Below are 18,548 nucleotides of genomic sequence, written 5' to 3' on the forward strand. Positions count from 1 at the left end.
CGGCTTCCGGGGCCTCGCGTCAGGGCGTGTCAGGGCGGTGGCCCCGGTCCTCCGCGAGCCGTTCCCGCTGCTGCCGGGCCCACGTGTACTCCGGGTCGATCTCCAGCGCCCGGTCCAGGTCTCCCAGGGCCTCGTCCCGGCGGCCCAGCGCCTCGTACGCCAGGGCCCGGCTGCCGTGCGCCCAGGCGTACTCCGGGTCGAGGTCCAGCGCCCGCCCGTACGCCGCGACGGCCTCCTCGAACCGGCCGGCGGTCCGGTACACATCGCCCCGCTCCCCCGCGATCCCCGCGGCCCGGGGCGCCAGTTCCGCGGCCCGGTCCAGATCGGCGAGGGCCCCGGCCGGGTCGCCGCGCACGGAGCGCAGATGGGCGCGCCGCACCAGGGCCCAGTGGTACTCGGGCCACAGGGCGACGGCCCGGTCGAAGTCGTCGAGGGCGTCCTCGGGGTTCCCGAGCCGCTGACGTACGAGCCCTCGGCTGGCGAGGGTCACCGGGTCGGCCGGGTCCAGGACGTGGGCCCGGTCCAGGGCGGCCAGCGCGTCCCGCGCGCGGCCCATCCGGCGGTAGGTCTCCCCGCGTTCGCGCACCGCCCAGGCCCGGTCGGGGGCGATCTCGTCGGCCAGGTCCAGTGCGGCCAGCGCCCCTTCGTACGCGCCCGTGGCCCGCAGCACGACCGCCCGCCCCTGGTGTGCCCGCGCGCTGCGGGGGTCGAGCGCGAGGGCCCGTCCGTGGTCGGCGAGCGCCGCCTCGAACTCGACCGCCCGGAAGTGGTCCCAGCCACGCGCCACCAGGACGGCCGCCCTGCTGGTGTCGTCGAGCCCGGCGCGGGTCAGCAGCAGCCCGAACGCGGCGGTGGCGCGGGGCGCGTGGTCGGTGAGCGCGGCCAGCAGGTCCCGGCCCCAGTCGCGCAGCACGGCACTGCCGGTGTCCTCACCGGCCTCCGCGAGGGTGCGCGCCCAGTGCCGGGCGGCGACCGGGTCCTGGTGGCAGGCGTCGGTCCCGGCGCGCAGCGCCTCGGGGAGTGCGGCGCGGGGGTGCGCGCAGAGCCGGTGGTACAGCGCGTCGAGGGCGGCGTCGCGCCAGGCCTCCTCGGTCCACAGCCGGTCCGGGTCGCCGCCCTCGGCCGCCGCGTCCCGGCGGGCGGCGAAGGCGTCGGCGAGGCGGTCGTGGGCCGCGCACCACGTCCGCGGGGACGCCAGGCGCTGGAGCCGGAGCATCGGGGCGCGCACGACCTCGTGGTACCGGGCCCGGCCGGAGTGCCGCCCCGCGACGAACGGCAGCGCGATCAGCCAGTCGTGAAGCCCGGGTCCGCCGTCCGGTACGGCGACCGCCACCAAGTCCCTGTCGAGGCGCCGGGGCAGGGCGCAGGCGAGGGCCGCGGCGCGGCGTTCCGGGTCGGTCTCCCCGGAGAGGAACCGCTCCACGGCCGTCGCGCTCGCATCCCCGGCCGCGCCCGGATTGGCCGCGAGCGTGGAGACGAGGACCGGCAGCCCGCCCGAGAGCCGCAGCACCTCGCGCACGACGGTCTCGTCCACCACGCCCTGGCCGTGGAGCAGTCGGCGGGACTCCGGCTCGGTGAAGGGGGCCAGTGCGATGTCCGCGGTCAGCCGGGTGTGGGGCGCCCAGTGCGCGGGGTCGAGGCGGCGCCGGCCCGCGAGGACGAGGACGAGGTTGGCGGGGAGTTCCCCGTGTCGCCGCGGGGTGAGCAGGTCCGTCAGCCAGCCGTCCAGCAGCGGGGCGGTGCGCTCGTACGTGTCGCAGAGGAGCACGATCCAGGGCACGGTGTCCGCGATCCGGGCCAGTTCGGTGACGAACACGGGCGTGAGGGCCCGTACCGGTTCCGCGAGCAGTCCGGCTTCCTCCCGCTGCCGCGCCCGGCCCCCGAGCACCGCCCGCAGCCCGCCCGCGCCCCGCGCCACCGCGGCCGGGTCGATGCCCCCGGCCAGCGCGCCGACCACCGGGACGGTGCCCGCCGCGATCAGCCCGGCCTGTGCGGCGGCCAGGGCGCCGGGCGAGGGCTCCCCGTCCCCGGGCTCCCCCGCGGTGGCGTGCAGGGCCCGCTGGTGGATGCCGAGGAGCCGGTCCAGCGCCTTCAGCGGCCGCCGCCGTGCGGCGAACTGCGCGGCCACGGAGGCCAGTACCTCGGGTACGGACTCGGCGGTCTCGTCGATCCACGCGGTCAGCGCCCCCCGCTCGTCGGCCGCGTGCGCCCACTGCCGTACGAGCGAGGTCTTGCCGACCCCGGCGTGGCCGTGCACGTGGAACACGAAGCGGTGCCGGGGGTCCTCCGGCCGTACGTCGAAGTTGCCTCGGAACAGGTCGAGTTCGGCCGTGCGTCCGACGAAGGCGGCGCTGTGGCGGGCCTCGGCGATCTGCTGGAGCGACAGGTGGCGCGGTTCGGTCGGGGCGGGCATCTCCCCAGTCTGGCAGCGCCGTTCACCGCGCGGGAGGCCGACGGGCGCGGAGCCCCCGGGGCGGGGCCGGCGGACGTCGGCGCCCCGGCCGGCCGGTCACGGCTTGTCGTGGCCCGCGCGCAGGCTCGCCACCAGGCTCAGCGCGAGGGCGCCCAGCAGGGCCAGCAGCGGCACGGTCCACGCCCCCGTCGCGGCGTGCAGCACGGACACGGCGGCCGGACCGGTGGCGGCGAGGAGGTAGCCCCCGGTCTGCGCCACCGCGGACAGGGCCGCCACGTGTTCGTGGTCCCGGCCCCGCTTCACGTAGAGGACTCCGGCCACCGCCTGGCCGCCGCCCAGCCCGCCGCCCAGGACGACCGCCCAGAGCGCGGGGGCGGCTCCCGGGGCGGCCAGCAGACCGGCGTAGCCGAGTGCGCAGACGAGGACGACCGCGAGGAGGTGGGGGCGCTGATCGGTCCGGGCGGCGGCCAGGACCGGCAGGAGGAAGCCCCCGGCGGCGACGCCGAGGATGAACAGCGACTGCATGCCGCCCGCCGCCGACTCGGCGACCCCGGCGTCCACCAGGATCGCGGGCAGCCAGGCGAGCGTGGTGTAGAAGAGCAGGGTCTGGAATCCGAAGAACGCCGTCAGACTCCACACGAGCCCGCGCCCTCCGGCGCCCGCCGGCACCCGCGCCGCCCTCGCCTCGCGCGGGCCCGTCCCCGTACCGGGTCCCTGGGCCGTCCGTCGGCCGTGCGACCGGCCCAGTTGCGGTGCGATGCCGGCCGCCGCCAGGGCCGCCGGGATCACCGCGAGGCCGATGGCGAGCTCCCAGGAGTGCCCGCCCGCCTGCCACACCGGCACCGTCAACGCCGCGACCAGGGCCGAACCGGCGCCCATCGACAGGGCGTAGACGCCCATCATCACGCCGACCCTGCGGTGGCTGAACCGGCTGCGCACGAACACCGGGACCAGCACGTTCACGACGGCCGTCGCGATGCTGACGAGCACCGTGCCGGTGAAGAGACCGGGCAGCCCCAGCATCCGTACGACGGCCCCGGCGAGCAGCAGCACGCTCGCCCCGAACAGGCCGCGCTCCTCGCCGAACCGCCGCCGTACCACCGAGGCGAGCGGGGCGAAGACGCCCATGCAGAGCGGCGGTATCAGGCCGAGCAGCGTCACCGCTCCCGTACCGAATCCGGCGACGGGCGCGAGCGGGCCGAGCTGGCCGAACGCCACCCGTGTGTTCAGGCTGAGCAGTACGAACCCGGTCACGAGCACCGCGGCGGAGAGCGTCGTGCGGGAGGGCGCACCGGTGGGGCGCGGGGCGGACGGGCCGGCGGGGCGGACCGCCGGAGTGGGAGCGGACACGGGAACCTTCCGATGGCGGGCGATGCCATCAGGATTCACGCTCAAGTAAACTTGAGCGCAACCGGGAGGTGCCTAAGGTGTCCAGGAGCGAGCCGCGTTCGGCCGATGAACCGCGTTCGGCCGATGACCGGTGTTCGTCAAGTGAGCCGCGTTCGGCCGACGGGCTGTACTCGATCAGCGAGGTCGCCGAGGCGTTCGGCCTCACGGTGGCGACCCTGCGGTTCTACGAGGACCGCGGGCTGATCCGGCACAGCGAACGCCGGGGCCGGGTGCGCCACTACAGCCGCGAGGACCTGGCCCGGCTCGCCTACGCGCAGCTCTGGCACGAGGACGGCATGCTCACGCTCACGGAGACGAGCGCGATCGTCGACAGCGAGCGGGTCGGTGACCGGCTGGAGCTCATCGCGGCCCAGCGGGACGCGATGCTCGAGAAGATCACGAGGATGCGGGACGCGGTCGGGGTGCTCGACCACATGCTCGGCTGCCGCACCGACAACGCCCTCGACTGCCCGATGACCGGCGACTACATCCGGGGCCGGGTCGACGCCACCCTCGACGGGACCCCGCACACCACGGACTTCTGGCCGTCATCCGGCTGAGGCGGCGACGCGGGCTCACAGCTCCTTGAGCAGGGTCACGGCCATGTCGAGCGGGAGCCCCGGATGCCGGCTCCTGAGCTCTCGCACGGCGACGATCAGCCCGTCCTCGTCGCGTATCCGCCGGAGCCCCGGCCCGTCGATGACCAGCCGCAGCTCGTCGACCGACCCGAACGTCCGGACGTAACTCTCCCGCTTCTCGCGCCGCCCGCGCAGATCCGCGTACACCTCGGCGGCCACCGGGAACACGAACGCCAGAACGAAGCAGAGTACGAACAGCCACAGAGCGATGCCGGAGCTGACGAAAATCAGCGCCACGCCGAGGGCCACGATCCCGGCGCTCCAGAGAGCCACCCGCACCCCGTACATGAAGTCCACCTGCCTGTTGATTCGGGATTTCCGGCCGTGCGGCCGCGTGGTGCGAGGGGGCCGCACGGCGCGGGTGGAGCGGAGCGTTCACAGCGACTCGACCAGCACTTTCCGGCCAGGGAAGGCCCGCCCGTGACCGACGCCGCAGCGGCCGGTCACGAGCGGTTCGGCCGACGGACGCGCCCCGCCCTCCCGGGACAACCCGATACAGGCCCTAAGGCAGCACCGGCAGCAGCTCGGGCAGGTGGCCGTCCGAGGCGGCGGCCGCCGTGACCCGCTCCTGCGGCACCTCCCCGTACAGCGTCGTACGCGGCTTCGCCGGCCGGCCCGCGAGCTCGGCGATGGCCACCAGGTCCTGGACGGACCGGTACGAGCCGTAACTCGATCCCGCCATCCGGGAGATGGTCTCCTCCATCAGTGTGCCGCCCAGGTCGTTCGCGCCCGAGCGGAGCATCTCGGCCGCGCCCTCCGTGCCCAGCTTCACCCAGCTGGTCTGGATGTTGGTGATGTGCGGGTGGAGGAGGAGCCGGGCCATCGCGGTGACGGCCCGGTTGTCGCGGTCGGTCGGGCCGGGCCGGGCGATGCCGGCCAGGTAGACGGGCGCGTTGGTGTGGATGAAGGGCAGGGTCACGAACTCGGTGAGGCCGCCGGTCTCCTGCTGGAGGGCGGCCAGCGTCCGCAGGTGGCCCAGCCAGTGGCGGGGCTGGTCGACATGGCCGTACATCATCGTGGACGAGGAGCGCAGGCCCACCTCGTGGGCGGTCCTGATGACCTCCAGCCAGGTCGCCGTGGGCAGCTTGCCCTTGGTGAGGACCCAGCGGACCTCGTCGTCCAGGATCTCGGCCGCGGTGCCGGGGATCGAGTCGAGCCCGGCCTCCTTCGCGGCGACCAGCCAGTCGCGGATGGACAGGCCGGTGCGGGTCGCGCCGTTGACGACCTCCATCGGTGAGAACGCGTGGACGTGCATGCCCGGGACGCGTTCCTTCACCGCCCGCGCGATGTCGAAGTACGCGGTTCCCGGCAGGTCCGGGTGGATGCCGCCCTGCATGCAGACCTCGACCGCGCCGACGTCCCACGCCTGCGCCGCCCGGTCCGCGACCTGGTCCAGGGAGAGGGTGTACGCGTCGGCGTCGGTGCGCCGCTGGGCGAAGGCGCAGAAGCGGCAGCCGGTGTAGCAGACGTTGGTGAAGTTGATGTTGCGCGTGACGATGTACGTGACGTCGTCGCCGACCACGTCCCGGCGCAGGGCGTCCGCGATCCGGCACAGCTCGTCGAGCGCCGGGCCGTCCGCGTGCAGCAGGACGAGGGCCTGGTCGTCGGTGAGCTTCGTCGGGTCGTCGGCGGCCTGGCTCAGGGCGGACCTCACATCGCCGTCGATGCGGGACGGGACCATGCCGGGGGCCGCGGCCTCGCGGAGCGCCTCCCAGTCCCCGTACACCTCGTCGAAGTCGTCGCGGCGGTCGGTGGTGCGGCCCTCGGTGTCGATGGTGTGGTGCAGATCGGTGCGGCCGGAGGCGTTGAAGCCCTCGTCGGGCTCCTGCCAGGGCAGCCCGACGGGCGTCGCCCCCTCCTTCGCGAGCCCGGTCTCCGGGTCGGCGAGGGCGCGGACGTGCGGGAGCAGGCGCGGGTCGAGCCAGGGTTCGCCGCGCTGGATGAACTCCGGGTAGATGGTGAGCCGTTCGCGCAGTGCGAAGCCGCTCTCGGCGGTCCTGGCCGCCAGCTCGTCGATGTGCGGCCAGGGGCGCTCGGGGTTCACGTGGTCGGGCGTGAGCGGCGAGACCCCGCCCCAGTCGTCGATCCCCGCGCCGATGAGCAGCGCGTACTCGGCGTCGACGAGGTTGGGCGGGGCCTGGATGCGGGCCGACGGGCCGAGGATGTGGCGGGCGACGGCGACGGCCGCGGCCAGCTCCTCCAGCTCCGCGTCCGGCATCCCGCGCATCGCGGTGTCGGGCTTGGCGCGGAAGTTCTGGACGATGACTTCCTGGATGCCGTGGTAGGCGCGGGCGGTCTTGCGCAGCTCGAAGAGGGAGTCGGCGCGCTCCTCGTAGGACTCGCCGATGCCGATGAGGATGCCGGTGGTGAACGGGACGTTGGAGCGCCCGGCGTCCTCCAGGACGCGCAGCCGTACGGCCGGTTCCTTGTCCGGTGAGCCGTGGTGCGGGCCGCCCGGCTCGGACCACAGCCGGGTCGCGGTCGTCTCCAGCATCATGCCCATGGACGGGGCGACGGGCTTCAGCCGCTGGAGGTCCGTCCAGGTCAGCACACCGGGGTTGAGGTGCGGGAGGAGGCCGGTCTCCTCCAGTACGCGGATCGCCATGGCGCGGACGTACGCGAGGGTGTCGTCGTACCCCTCGGCCTCCAGCCACTCCCGCGCCTCCGGCCAGCGGTCCTCCGGGCGGTCGCCCAGCGTGAACAGCGCTTCCTTGCAGCCCATCCCGGCACCCTTGCGGGCGATGTCGAGGACCTCGTCCGGCGACAGGAACATGCCGTGGCCCTCGCGCCGGAGCTTGCCGGGCACGGTGACGAAGGTGCAGTAGTGGCACGTGTCGCGGCAGAGCCGGGTGAGCGGGATGAAGACCTTGCGGGAGTACGTGATGACACCCGGCCGGCCCGCGTCCTCCAGGCCCGCGTCCCGCACCCGGGCGGCGGAGGCGGCGAGATCCGTCAGATCGTCGCCGCGCGCCTGGAGCAGGACGGCGGCCTCGGTCACGTCGAGGGCGACACCGTCACGGGCACGCCTGAGGGCACGTCGCATGGAATTGGTGGTGGGGCGTCCGCGCTGAGGATCGGTCATGAACCGAGCATACGAGCGAGTAGCCGGCCGGTGACCGGCCGGATCTCCCGCAGGTCACACCCGCCCCCGGCATCACGCCCGCCACAGGCCGTGCCCGCCGCTGCGCCGGATCCGCCGCAGGCCGTGCCCGCCCCTGGCGCCTCGGCCGCACAACGGTCCGCGCCCCGTAGGGTCGGCACGGTGATGGAAACGATCGTCTTCGACATCGGCGAGACACTCATCCGCGACGACCGCTACTGGGCCTCCTGGGCCAACTGGCTCGGCGTCCCGCCGCACACCCTGAGTGCGCTGGTCGGGGCCGCGGTCGCCCAGGGACGGGACAGCGCCGACGCGCTGAGCATCCTGCGCCCCGACATGGACATCAACGAGGCCTCGCTCGCCCGGACGGCGGCCGGGCGCGGCGAGCACCTGGCCGAGTCGGACCTCTACCCGGACGTACGGCCGGCGCTGGCGGAGCTGCGCGCGCTGGGCGTACGGGTGGTGGTCGCGGGCAACGGGACGGTGCGGGCGGGCGAACTCCTGCGGGCGCTGGACCTGCCCGCGGATCTCGTCGTCTCCTCGGACGAGTGGGGCGTGGCCAAGCCGGACCCCGAGTTCTTCACCCGGGTACTGGAGGTGTCCGGAGCGGAGCCGGGCTCGACGCTGTACGTGGGCGACCACCCGGCGAACGATCTGTTCCCGGCCAAGTCGTGCGGGCTGCTCGCCGCGCACCTCCGGCGCGGTGCGTGCGGGTACTGGTGGGCGGACCACCCCGACGTCGTGGGCAACGCGGACTTCCGCCTCAACGCGCTGACGGACCTCCCGGCCCTCCTGGACAAGGTGGCGGACGCGCCCCGCCCGAGGGCCCTGCGGGCGCTGTAGGCCCGGCCGCGCACATCGCGCCGGAGCGGTCCGCCCCCCGCCGGCGGCCCTCGCTTCTGCCCCTGCGTACATGGCCGGCGCGGTCGGTCGCACCTATACAGAAGAGGAATGTGCCCGCGCAGGAAGTGAGATCCCTTGCACACCCACGACCGAGCGAAATCGTCCGCCGCGGAGACCCGGCAGGTCCCGGCCCGCAAGTCCGCCCAGGTCGGAGCGGCGCCGCTCCAGGGCGTCCTGGGGCAGCTGGAACACAACGGGTAGCGGGCGGGCGCCGGGCGGCCCGGCCGAACCGAGAGACCCCAGTACAGGCCCTAGACTCCCTGTTCCATGAAGGTTCTGATCTCGGTCGACATGGAGGGCGTCTCGGGGATCGTGCATTCCACCGAGACGCGCCCGGACGGTTACGACTACGCACGCAGCAGGGCGTTGATGACGGCCGAGGCGAACGCGGTCATCGCCGGTGTCCTGGACGCCGAGCCCACCGCGACGGTGCTGGTCGCCGACGCGCACGGCCCGTTCCGCAATCTGCTGCCGGAGGAACTCGACCGCCGGGCGCACCTCGTACGCGGCAAGCCGCGTCCGCTGGGCATGCTCGGCGGGCTCGACGAGGACACCGACGCCGTACTGCTGATCGGCTACCACGCGCGGTCCGGCGGTGGCCCCGCCGTGCTGGCGCACACCATGAACGGCGAGCTCCTCGACGTGCGGGTGGCCGGGCGGTCCATGGGCGAGGCCGGCCTCAACGCCGCGATGGCCGGGCACCTCGGCGTACCGGTGGTGCTGCTCAGTGGCGACGACGCCGCCTGCGCCGAACTCCTCGGCCTGATCCCCTCCGCGGCCACCGTCGCGGTCAAACAGGCCCTCGGCCAGGGCGCCGCCATCGCCCTGCACCCCGCGGAGGCCCGGGAGCGGCTGCGCCGGGCGGCCGCCGCGTCGGTGACGGGGCGCGCCCAGGTCTCCCCGCTGACGCTCGACGGGCCGATCGCGGTGGAGGTCGACCTCTACAGCGGGTCCTCGGTCGATCTGGCCCTGCTCGTTCCGGGCGTCTCCCGCGCCGGGGGCGGCCGCACGGTCGCCTTCACGGCCACGGACTTCGCGGAGGCCTACCGGCTGGTCCTGCTGCTGGCCCAGCTCTCCACCATCAAGCCCCTCTGAGGCCGGCCCGTCAGCCCTCGTAGCCGTTGGCGGCGAGGATCTCGTCGATACGGGCGCGGTGCGCAGCTTCCCACGCGTCGAGGGTCTCCGCCGCCTCCTCGGCCGTCTTCGCGCGGGCGTCGAGCAGTACGCTCTCCTGCCGGGCCCCCGGCGTGACGACGACGCCCTCCTCGTCCGCGACCACGATGTCCCCGGCGTGTACGGTCACCCCGCCGCACCGCACGGGTTCGTTGAGCGGCGTCACGGCCTTCTTGGTCCCCGGGACGGGGATGACGCCCCGGGCGAAGACCGGGAAGCCCAGCTCCCGCACCTCTGCGAGGTCCCTGATCACCCCGTCCGTCACGAACGCCGCGATCCCCCGGCGCCGTGCGACGGCGCACACGTTCCCGCCGGCCAGCGCGTAGTCCACGTCCCCGGCCTCGATGACGATGACCGATCCGGGTTCGGCGCGATGAATGGCCGCGTGCAGCATGAGGTTGTCCCCCGCGGGACACCGCACGGTGAACGCCGGTCCGGCGACCCGCTGCTTCGACGGCCACAGCGGGCGGATGCCGATGTCCATGACCTGCCCGCGCCCGAGGAGGTCGGCGAGGGTGGTCGGTGAGATGTCGCTGAAGCCGCTGACGTCGTACATACGCATCCTCCGCTCGGTGCCGCCCCGGAACCGGGACGGAGAGTCCGTCCGCACGGCCGCCGCACAACCGGCGTCGTCGACTGCCCGCCGGTGGACCGTGGTCACCGACGGGCAGTCAATTCCTTGCGGGGCGCGGCAGTTCGCCCGTCAGGACGTGATCAGATGCGCACCGCGCCCACGATGGAACCGATGGTGCTCATCGACTCGTAGCGGACGAAGGCGCCCGGGTACGGGGCGTGCAGCACGGTGTTGTTGCCCGCGTAGAGCCCCACGTGCGTGTTGCCGTTGAAGAAGACCAGGTCGCCCGGCTTCAGCTGGCTCTGCCCGATGCGGGTGCCCTGGTTGATCTGGGTGTACGTGGTGCGGGTGATCTGGGCACCGGCCTGGGCGTAGGCCCACTGGGTCAGGCCCGAGCAGTCGAAGGCGTTGGGGCCGGTGGCGCGCGCCTGATACGGCATGCCCACACGCGAGTTGGCGGCCTGGAGGGCTGCGGCGCCGAGGGCGGACGCGGGGGCCTCGTTGCCGAGTTCGACCCGGTCGCCGGTGCTGCGGCTGGCTCGCGCCTTCTCACTGGCGGCGTTGCTGGCGCGTGCGTCGTCGTCACGCATCTTCTGGCGCTCGGCGGCGGTCAGGGTGTTGAGCACCTTCTGCGCCTCGGCGAGCTTGCCCTGCTGCTGCTTCTTCTTCGCACCGAGCGTCTTGCGGACGTCCGCGAGGTCACCCAGCTTGTCCTGGGCCTCCTTGCGCTGCTGCGCGAGGGTCCGCTGCTTGCTCTGGATCTTCGTCAGCGCATCGGACTGCCTGGCCGTGAGCTGGTCCAGGGCGGAGGCCTGGTCGAGGAAGCTGTCCGGGTCGGAGGCGAGGAAGAGCTGCACGGAGGGGTCGATGCCTCCGGAGCGGTACTGCGCGGCGGCGAGCGAACCGAGCCCGGTGCGGAGCGTGTTGAGCTCCTGCTGACCGCGGGCCACCTTGTCCTGAAGCGCGCCGACCTGCTTCTCCAGCTTCTCCTGCTTGTCCTTGGCCGCGTTGTAGTGCTCGTTGGCCACCTCTGCCTCGTGGTAGAGCTTGTCGACCTCCGCCTTGACCTCGCTCTTGGTCGGCTTGGGGTCGGCGTGAGCGGCCTGGGAGGTCAGGGCCACGGCTGCGGCGGCGGTCGCGGTGAGCACGGTCACACGGGCGCGGCTCGGGTTCTTGGGACGACGGTGGGACGCCACGAAGGCGAGCTCCTTCTTCCTCGAGCCGCCTACCGGGCTGTGGGGGGACGGGAATCCCCGGCTCCGCGCAGGTCACGGAATCGGCGGTTCCTTCGCTGCCACCCCGGATGGGTGATCAACCGTGCGAAGGTTCGAGAGCCAACCATAGTGACCATCTCGTAATCAGTTCAATCTGCGCAGGAATATTCTCTGCACACGAGCTACTTATTTTGGTCACATCACACGACGTGTAGCGGTGACCTGACGGCCCGTTCCGTAACTTCCGGCAAGTCACGACATAGTTCACCAGGCGCCTGACGTCGCATTCCCTCTGTCCCGTTCGACGGGCACGGCAGCCGGGAACGTCCTAGGGTCGTTCTCCATGACCGAATCCCCCGCATACCTCCGCGCGACGGCGGATGCCTATGACGCCATGGCCGTCGTCTACGCCGACTTCGCCCGTGACAGCCTTGCCGCCGTCCCGTTGGACCGCGCGTTCCTCGCCGCCTTCGCCGAGCTCGCGCGGGCGAACGGGGCCGGGCCGGTCGCGGAGCTGGGCTGCGGGCCCGGTCACCTCACGGCGCACCTGCGGGGCCTGGGACTGGACGTCTTCGGGATCGACCTGTCACCGGTGATGATCGGCATCGCCCGCGAGGAGTTCCCGGACCTGCGGTTCGAGGTCGGTTCGATGGACGCGCTGGACCTGGCCGACGGCGAGCTGGGCGGCATCGTGTCCTGGTACTCGGTCATCCATACCCCGCCGAAGGAACTGCCGCCGTATTTCGCCGAGTTCCGCCGGCTCCTGCCGCCGGACGGCGTCCTCCTGTTCGCCTTCTTCGAGTCCGGGGGCGGGCCGGTGGAGGCGTTCGACCACAAGGTGACGACGGCCTACCGGTGGCCGGTCGACGAACTCGCCGGACTGGCCCGCGAGGCCGGGTTCGTCGAGGTCGGCCGGATGCTGCGCGAGCCCCTCGACGGGGAGCGGTTCCGCCGGGGCCACCTGCTGATGCGCGCCGATCGGCCGCCTGTGGCCCTTCAGGGGGCCGGGGGCGCCTAGGGGCGGGGGGCACCAGGGGGGGTGCCTAGGGGCGGGGAGCGTCGTCAACAGGCGGCGCGGGCCGGTTCAGCCGCCAGACCACGTCGATCCCGCTGCCCGCGGGCGCCGCGGGCCGCGTCGCCTGTTCCCGCAGCACCTCGGTGAAGCCCAACCGGCTCGGGACGGCGGCGCTCGATGTGTTGTGCAGGTCGTGCGCGATCTCCAGGTACGCGACGTCCGGCAGGGTGAACATCTCGGTGACCAGGGCCGCCGTCGCCCTGGTGGCGATGCCCCGGCCGGTGGCGGCGGGGTGCAGCCAGTACCCCAGGCGCCGGCCCCGGGGTTCGCCGCAGCGGTAGCTCTGGCACATGCCGATGAGGGTGCCGTCCTTGGTGATGGCGTAGTTGTACACGTCACCGCTCGCCCAGTTCGGCCCGGACTTCGCGAGGAAGTCACGGGTGCTCTTCTCGCCGTGCCGGGCGACCCACGGCTCCCAGGGGCGCAAGTGCTCCCGGGACTCCTCGATCAACGTGCACGCCGGAGCGAAGTCGCTCTCCTGCCAGCACCTCAGGACGAAGTCCCCGCACTCGATGATCCGCCTCGGCCGCTCCATGACGGCCATGCTCGTCCGCAGGAGGCCTCGTTGCAACGTACGGGAGAAACTGCCAGGGACGATTCCGCATGGCCGCCCTCCGCGCCTACCGCCGGCGCACGGTGTAACTGAGATGCGTCGTCCTCGGGGACGGCTCCGCACCGACCAGGTCAAGCGCCACGCGGCTCGCGTCGACGCCCTCGAACAGGCGGATTCCGGAGCCGAACAGCACGGGCGAGAGCGCGATCGTGAACTCGTCGATCAGGCCGGCGTTCACGTACTGCAGGATCGTCGCGGCGCCGCCCGCGATGCGGACGTCCCGGTCGCCGGCGGCCTCGCGGGCCTGACCGAGCGCGGACTCGATGCCGTCGTCGACGAAGTGGAAGGTGGTCCCGCCCTGCCGCACCCAGGGGTCACGCTTCTCGTGCGTCACGACGAACACGGGTGCGTGGAACGGCGGATCCTCGGGCCACGAATGCTCGCCGGCTTCGAACATGCGCTTGCCCATCACGCTTGCGCCGGTGCGCTCGAACGTCTCCCGCACGATGTCGTTGTCGCGCCCCTCCTCGCCGCCCTCCCCGAGCTTCAGGTTCTCCCGGAAGAACCGCTGCGGGAACACCCACTGCTGCAGTTCCATCCACTGCTGCCCCATCAGCTCCTCGGGGGACTCGGGCGCGATGAACCCGTCCAGCGACATCGACACACTGAAGAACACCTTGCCGGCCATCAGTCCTCAACTCCGTTCCGAACGAACTCCGTTACGTAGGCGGCCAGATGGCCGAGCGTCTGCTGCCCGGCCTCGATCGCGCCGTGCTTCTTGATCGCCTCGTCGCGCAGCTCCTCGGTGGGGAACACCGTGAGCATCTCGATCCGGGTCGCCTCCCCGGCGGGCGCGAACGTGAGGACCGACTCGAACGCGTTCGGGTCGCCGCGGTGCTCGCCATGGAGCATCGTGATCCGCTCCGGCGGGACGATCCCGGTCCAGGTGATCCACTCGCTGTAGTCGGTGCCGTCCGGCCCGTGCAGCACGAATTCCCACACCCCGCCGACGCGGAACTCGAAGGCCCGGGTGGTGGTGGTGAACCCCTCCGGACCCCACCAGCGCGACAGGTGCCGCACCTCGGTGAACGCCTTGAACACCAGCTCGCGTGGGGCGTCGATGTCGCGGGAGATCACGATCTCGCGGTCGGCCGTCGCGGACCGCGCCGGCGCTTCTCGTCCAGTCGGATTCATCAGCTACTCCTGTTGCCCGTCCTGCTTGAGTTCCTGCACGTACGCGTCCAGCCGGTCGAAGCTCTCGTTCCAGAACTGCTCGAACCCGCCGGCCCACTCGTGAACCGCTCGCAGGCCGCGCGCGTCCAGGCCGTACAGGCGCTGCTTGCCCGCCCTGCGGTCCCGCACCAGGCCGACCTCTCGCAGCACCCGCAGGTGCTTGGACGCCCCGGGCTGCGTCATTCCCAGCTCCTCGGCGACCTCCGTCACCGGCCGTTCGCCTGCCCGCAGCAGCACCAGGATGCCCCGGCGCTGCGGCTCGGCTATGGCGTTGAAGACGTCTGACGTCGTCGCTGCTCGTGCCATACCAGAAACGTATACCCATATGGGAATGTGTTCAAGTGTGCCGCGCTGCGGACGGGTCGCGTGCGCGCCGTCCCGGCGGAAGAAACGGTGGAAGCGGCGGTGGAAGAACGGTGGAAGCCGCAGTGGAAGCGGCCTCCCCGGGCATCACGGCCGGTGGATCACCGGCTCCGCCAGCAGCTCCCGCAGCCACCGTGCGCTCGCCGCGTCCCCCTGCGTCGTCGGCCCCTCGCCCGCCCCGGGGAAGAGCCGCCCCCAGGAGCTCGCCCGGCCCACGGCCCCCAGCCGGCAGGCCAGGCTCACCGCGCGGCGCAGCTCGGCGGGGGTGAGGCCGGTGTCCGTCCACGGGTCCAGATAGGCGTCACGCAGTCTCGGCAGCACCTGCGGCCCGAACCGGTCGGCTGCCGTGCGCAGCGGGACGAGCAGGCTGCAGAAGGGGTGGGAGACCGTGGCGTCGCCCCAGTCGAAGAAGGTGAAGCGGCCCGGCACGGGGGCGAAGAACTGTCCGTCGTGCAGGTCGCAGTGGTCGAGCGAGTCGGGGATGCCGGTCGCCGCGAGTTCGTCGCACCAGCCCTGGACGCGGGGGCGCAGTGCGCGCAGTGCCGTGCGGGTGTCGGGGTCCAGGGTGGCGTTCTCCTCGACGAGCCGGTCGAAGGTGCCGGGGAGTACCGCCATCCGGGCGTCGGGGACGCCGAGTCGGCCCATTTCCCCGGCTCGGGGGCCGAGCGCGCGTTGCATGGCCGCGTACTGGCGCAGCGGTTCCTCCCACGCCCGTCCGCCGGCGGAGTCCTGGCGGAGCGCGTCCTGGAAGAGCGTGCCGCCGTGCGGGAGCAGCGACCAGCCGCGGGCGGCGTCCACGGCGAGCGGCTCCAGTATGTGGCCGGGGACCCAGCGGGCCAGCGCCTCGGCCAGTCCCGCCTCGAAGGCGACGCCTGCGCCGGTGTCGGGGCCGGCCTTGAACCACGCGTCGGGTTCGCCCTCTGCCGTCATCCGTACGAGTACGGACCACGGTCGCAGCCGGACCGTGAGCCGCCGCGCCGTGCGCAGGCCCCGGGCGGCGAGGCCGTGCTCCGCCCAGGCGAGGGCGGCCTCCCGCCAGGCCGGGTCCTCCCAGGGGGTCACCGTGTCCGGGTACTGCCCGCGCTCCACGGCCGCCGCTGACGCATCATGTCGCATCGCGTCATTCCATCACCGCGGCCGGCGGCGCTCCAGCGGGTTTCCACCGGCCCGGCGGCCCTGTGCGGCGGCGCCTCAGAGGTATTCCGCGTACGCGTCCAGCGTCCGCAGTACTTCCGCCTCGCCCGCCGGGGGCAGTTGGAGCACGACCTCCTCGATGCCGAGATCCGCGTAGTGCGCCAGCTTGCCCGCGTCCGGCAGCACCGCGTACGGGACCACCTGGAGGTCCTTCGGGTCGCGGCCGGCCGCTTCCCAGGCGGTACGGAGCTGCGGCACCGACTCCGTCAGCCCGCGGCCGCCGATCGGGAGCCAGCCGTCCGCGTACTCCGCGATGTGCGCGAACAGTTTCGGTCCGGCCGCACCGCCGATCAGGGTGCGCGGGCCGACGACCGGGCCGCGGGGCTGCTGGAACGGCTTCGGGTGGGCGTGACTGGCCTGTACCGACCCGAACTCACCCTCGTACGCGGTCGGTTCAGCGGCCCACAGGGCGCGCATCAGCGCCATGCGGTCACGGCCGAGGTCGCGGCGGGTGCGCCAGTCCACACCGTGGTCGGCGGCCTCCTCGACGTTCCAGCCGAAGCCGAGCCCCAGGGTGAAGCGGCCGCCGGAGAGGTGGTCGAGGGTGGCGATCTGCTTGGCCAGGTCGATCGGGTCGTGCTGGGCGATCAGGGTGATCCCGGTGCCGAGCGCCAGCCGTTCGGTGACGGCGGCGGCCTGCCCGAGCGCCACGAAGGGGTCCAGGGTGCGGCCGTACTCGGGCGGCAGTTCGCCGCCCGCGGGGTAGGGGGTCCGCCTGCTCACCGGGATGTGGGTGTGCTCCGGGAGGTAGAGCCCGGCGAATCCCCGCTGCTCGAGCTGGTGCGCGAGCCGTACCGGTGTGATCGTCTCGTCGGTGAGGAAGATCGTTGTGGCGATCCGCATGCGAGGACACCTCCGTCGTTGTCGGGTGACCGCCCAAACGTATGCCGTCCGGTGCGCAAAACCGAGCCTTCGGCGCCTCCCGAGAGGGCCGACCGTCGTGGCCCCTCGCGACGCGGTTACCGGCCACGCCGGCAGTCACCGTACCGACCGGACGACGCCGTCGGCCGCGACCGATGTCCGTCCCGACCGGCCGGACCGGCGGCCCCAGCCTCCATCCCCTCCCCCAACTCCCGGCGTTCACATGGCATTCACCGCCCCCCGCCACGGTGGCGGTACGGAACCTCGTCTCCGTCCACCACACCCCGGGGAGCGCCCATGCCCGCACCGATCGAACCGATTCCCGCACCCGTTCCCGCACCGCGTCCCGTACACCGCCCGATCGCCAGGCGTGGCCTTCTCGTCGGGGCGGCCACCACCGCCCTAACGTGGGGAACCGTGAGCTTCGCCGACGCCGAAGAGGGCGGCCTCCGGACCCGTACCGTGCGGGGCGTCCTGCCCGCCGGGTCGCCCGACTACGTGTATCTGCCGGTCGACGTCCCGCGCGGGGTCGCCGAGATCGCGGTCTCGTACACGTACGAGAGGACGCCCGTCCCGGCCGGGACGCAGGGCAACGCCCTGGACATCGGCATCTTCGACGAGCGCGGTACGGAGCTGGGCGGGCCGGGGTTCCGGGGGTGGTCCGGCGGCGCGCGCGGCAGCTTCTTCGTCCGGGCCGACGAGGCGACCCCCGGCTATCTCGCGGGACCGGTCGGGGCCGGGACCTGGCACATCGCCCTCGGGCCGTACACCGTCGCCCCGGAGGGGCTGCCGTACGAGGTCACGGTCACCCTGCGCCCCGGGCCCACCGCGCCCACCCCGCGGCCCGTCTATCCGCCGGAGCGCGCGAAGGGGCGCGGGCGCGCCTGGTACCGCGGGGACTGCCACCTGCACTCCGTCCACTCGGACGGCGGGCGGACCCCGGCGGAGATCGCGGCCGCGGCCCGCGCCGCCGGGCTCGACTTCATCAACAGCAGCGAGCACAACACCACGTCCGCGCACGGTGCGTGGGACGGGCTGTGGGGCGACGACCTGCTGGTCCTCACGGGCGAGGAGATCACCACCCGCAACGGGCACGTGCTCGCGCTCGCCACCGACCCGGGGACGTTCGTCGACTGGCGCTACCGGGCCCGGGACAACCGCTTCGGGCGCTCCGCGCAGGCAGTCCGCCGGGCCGGCGGACTGGTCGTGCCCGCCCATCCGCACGCCACCTGCGTCGGCTGCCACTGGAAGTTCGGCCTCGGCGAGGCGGACGCGGTGGAGGTGTGGAACGGGGCGTACACCCCGGAGGACGAGATCGCCCTGGCCGAGTGGGACAACTCGCTTGTTTCAGCGGCCCGTTCGTCGAGGTCGTGGATTCCGGCCATGGGCAACAGCGACGCGCACCGGGAGCCGGACCGGATCGGGCTCCCGCAGACCGTCGTCCTCGCCGACGACCTGTCGCGCGGGGCGATCGTGGCGGGCATCCGCGCCGGTCGCTCCTACATCGCGGAGTCGTCCGCCGTCAGCCTGTCCTTCGGCGTGTCGGACGGGCGCGGGCGCCACGCGGGGATCGGTGAGCGGCTGCGGGCCGCGGGGGACGACACCCCCGTCACCGTACGGCTGGAGGTCACCGGGGCCCCGGACTGCACCGCGCATTTCGTCACCGACCAGGGGACGCTGTTCACCTCGGCGCTCCCGAAGTCGGGTACGGGGACGGTGGAGTGGCGTACGACGCCCGCGTACGCCGCGTACGTGCGGGCCGAGGTCCGGCATCCGGCGACGGTACCCGGGCTGCCGGGAGCGTTGGCGGCGCTGACCAATCCGGTGTTCCTGGAGGGATAGGGCCCGGCCCCCGGGCCTCGGGT

At 73.2% G+C, this 18,548-nt stretch carries 18 protein-coding genes; 6 read left to right on the top strand and 12 right to left on the bottom strand.

Annotated features, from left to right (window positions below; all coding sequences use genetic code 11):
• Positions 1-19: 19 nt before the first annotated feature.
• Together ACIO3R_RS15370 and ACIO3R_RS15375 are read right to left on the bottom strand one after the other, a co-directional pair.
• A complete protein-coding gene (locus ACIO3R_RS15370) occupies positions 20-2,413 on the bottom strand; it encodes a tetratricopeptide repeat protein (protein ID WP_402105950.1) in 2,394 nt (797 codons plus the stop codon).
• 96 nt (positions 2,414-2,509) lie between these two features.
• On the bottom strand, positions 2,510-3,763 hold the full coding sequence (locus ACIO3R_RS15375; protein WP_402105951.1) for an MFS transporter: 1,254 nt from the start codon (positions 3,761-3,763) through the stop codon (positions 2,510-2,512).
• A gap of 77 nt (positions 3,764-3,840) precedes the next feature.
• Here ACIO3R_RS15375 and ACIO3R_RS15380 point away from each other — a divergent pair, with 77 nt between their 5' ends.
• Positions 3,841-4,362 carry a MerR family transcriptional regulator gene (locus ACIO3R_RS15380; RefSeq protein ID WP_385032134.1) on the top strand — a complete coding sequence of 174 codons (522 nt, stop codon included), beginning with the start codon at positions 3,841-3,843 and terminating at the stop codon, positions 4,360-4,362.
• Between the two features lie 15 nt (positions 4,363-4,377).
• Here ACIO3R_RS15380 and ACIO3R_RS15385 read toward each other — a convergent pair whose 3' ends face one another.
• The gene (locus ACIO3R_RS15385; RefSeq protein WP_385032137.1) at positions 4,378-4,737 is read right to left on the bottom strand and encodes a hypothetical protein; all 360 of its coding nucleotides are present in this window, start codon (positions 4,735-4,737) and stop codon (positions 4,378-4,380) included.
• Positions 4,738-4,942: 205 nt separating this feature from the next.
• Positions 4,943-7,522: a bifunctional FO biosynthesis protein CofGH gene (locus ACIO3R_RS15390; RefSeq protein WP_385032140.1), complete on the bottom strand. Its 2,580-nt coding sequence runs from the start codon at positions 7,520-7,522 to the stop codon at positions 4,943-4,945.
• Between the two features lie 183 nt (positions 7,523-7,705).
• Here ACIO3R_RS15390 and ACIO3R_RS15395 point away from each other — a divergent pair, with 183 nt between their 5' ends.
• The 3 genes from ACIO3R_RS15395 (at position 7,706) to ACIO3R_RS15405 (ending at position 9,538) form a co-directional block, all read left to right on the top strand.
• Entirely contained in the window at positions 7,706-8,383 is a 678-nt protein-coding gene (locus tag ACIO3R_RS15395; RefSeq protein WP_385032211.1) for an HAD family hydrolase, read from the top strand.
• A gap of 135 nt (positions 8,384-8,518) precedes the next feature.
• Entirely contained in the window at positions 8,519-8,644 is a 126-nt protein-coding gene (locus tag ACIO3R_RS15400; protein WP_385032142.1) for a hypothetical protein, read from the top strand.
• Between the two features lie 66 nt (positions 8,645-8,710).
• A complete protein-coding gene (locus ACIO3R_RS15405) occupies positions 8,711-9,538 on the top strand; it encodes a M55 family metallopeptidase (protein WP_402105954.1) in 828 nt (275 codons plus the stop codon).
• Between the two features lie 10 nt (positions 9,539-9,548).
• Here ACIO3R_RS15405 and ACIO3R_RS15410 read toward each other — a convergent pair whose 3' ends face one another.
• Together ACIO3R_RS15410 and ACIO3R_RS15415 are read right to left on the bottom strand one after the other, a co-directional pair.
• Positions 9,549-10,172, bottom strand: coding sequence for an RraA family protein (locus tag ACIO3R_RS15410; RefSeq protein ID WP_402105956.1), 624 nt, complete (start codon positions 10,170-10,172; stop codon positions 9,549-9,551).
• A gap of 158 nt (positions 10,173-10,330) precedes the next feature.
• Positions 10,331-11,386: an NlpC/P60 family protein gene (locus ACIO3R_RS15415; protein ID WP_385032148.1), complete on the bottom strand. Its 1,056-nt coding sequence runs from the start codon at positions 11,384-11,386 to the stop codon at positions 10,331-10,333.
• Between the two features lie 361 nt (positions 11,387-11,747).
• Between ACIO3R_RS15415 and ACIO3R_RS15420 the strand changes: the two genes are divergently transcribed.
• Entirely contained in the window at positions 11,748-12,422 is a 675-nt protein-coding gene (locus ACIO3R_RS15420) for a class I SAM-dependent DNA methyltransferase (protein WP_402105957.1), read from the top strand.
• 25 nt (positions 12,423-12,447) lie between these two features.
• Here ACIO3R_RS15420 and ACIO3R_RS15425 read toward each other — a convergent pair whose 3' ends face one another.
• The 6 genes from ACIO3R_RS15425 to ACIO3R_RS15450 all read right to left on the bottom strand — a co-directional run bounded on the left by ACIO3R_RS15425 (position 12,448) and on the right by ACIO3R_RS15450 (position 16,665).
• Complete coding sequence (locus ACIO3R_RS15425; protein ID WP_402105958.1) at positions 12,448-13,014, bottom strand: GNAT family N-acetyltransferase; 567 nt, start codon at positions 13,012-13,014, stop codon at positions 12,448-12,450.
• A gap of 85 nt (positions 13,015-13,099) precedes the next feature.
• Positions 13,100-13,720, bottom strand: coding sequence for a dihydrofolate reductase family protein (locus tag ACIO3R_RS15430; protein ID WP_385032159.1), 621 nt, complete (start codon positions 13,718-13,720; stop codon positions 13,100-13,102).
• Positions 13,720-14,226 (bottom strand): SRPBCC family protein, encoded by a 507-nt coding sequence (locus tag ACIO3R_RS15435; protein ID WP_385032162.1) that lies wholly within the window; start codon positions 14,224-14,226, stop codon positions 13,720-13,722. Before ACIO3R_RS15435 ends, ACIO3R_RS15430 begins: the two co-directional genes overlap by 1 nt.
• 3 nt (positions 14,227-14,229) lie before the next feature.
• Positions 14,230-14,571 carry an ArsR/SmtB family transcription factor gene (locus ACIO3R_RS15440; RefSeq protein ID WP_385351306.1) on the bottom strand — a complete coding sequence of 114 codons (342 nt, stop codon included), beginning with the start codon at positions 14,569-14,571 and terminating at the stop codon, positions 14,230-14,232.
• A gap of 144 nt (positions 14,572-14,715) precedes the next feature.
• Complete coding sequence (locus ACIO3R_RS15445; RefSeq protein WP_402105960.1) at positions 14,716-15,744, bottom strand: phosphotransferase; 1,029 nt, start codon at positions 15,742-15,744, stop codon at positions 14,716-14,718.
• A gap of 75 nt (positions 15,745-15,819) precedes the next feature.
• Entirely contained in the window at positions 15,820-16,665 is an 846-nt protein-coding gene (locus ACIO3R_RS15450; protein WP_385032171.1) for an LLM class F420-dependent oxidoreductase, read from the bottom strand.
• Positions 16,666-16,980: 315 nt separating this feature from the next.
• Between ACIO3R_RS15450 and ACIO3R_RS15455 the strand changes: the two genes are divergently transcribed.
• Positions 16,981-18,525, top strand: coding sequence for a CehA/McbA family metallohydrolase (locus ACIO3R_RS15455; RefSeq protein ID WP_402105962.1), 1,545 nt, complete (start codon positions 16,981-16,983; stop codon positions 18,523-18,525).
• Positions 18,526-18,548 lie beyond the last annotated feature (23 nt).

The sequence above is a fragment of the Streptomyces sp. NPDC087428 genome (assembly GCF_044744085.1).
Lineage (GTDB): Bacteria > Actinomycetota > Actinomycetes > Streptomycetales > Streptomycetaceae > Streptomyces.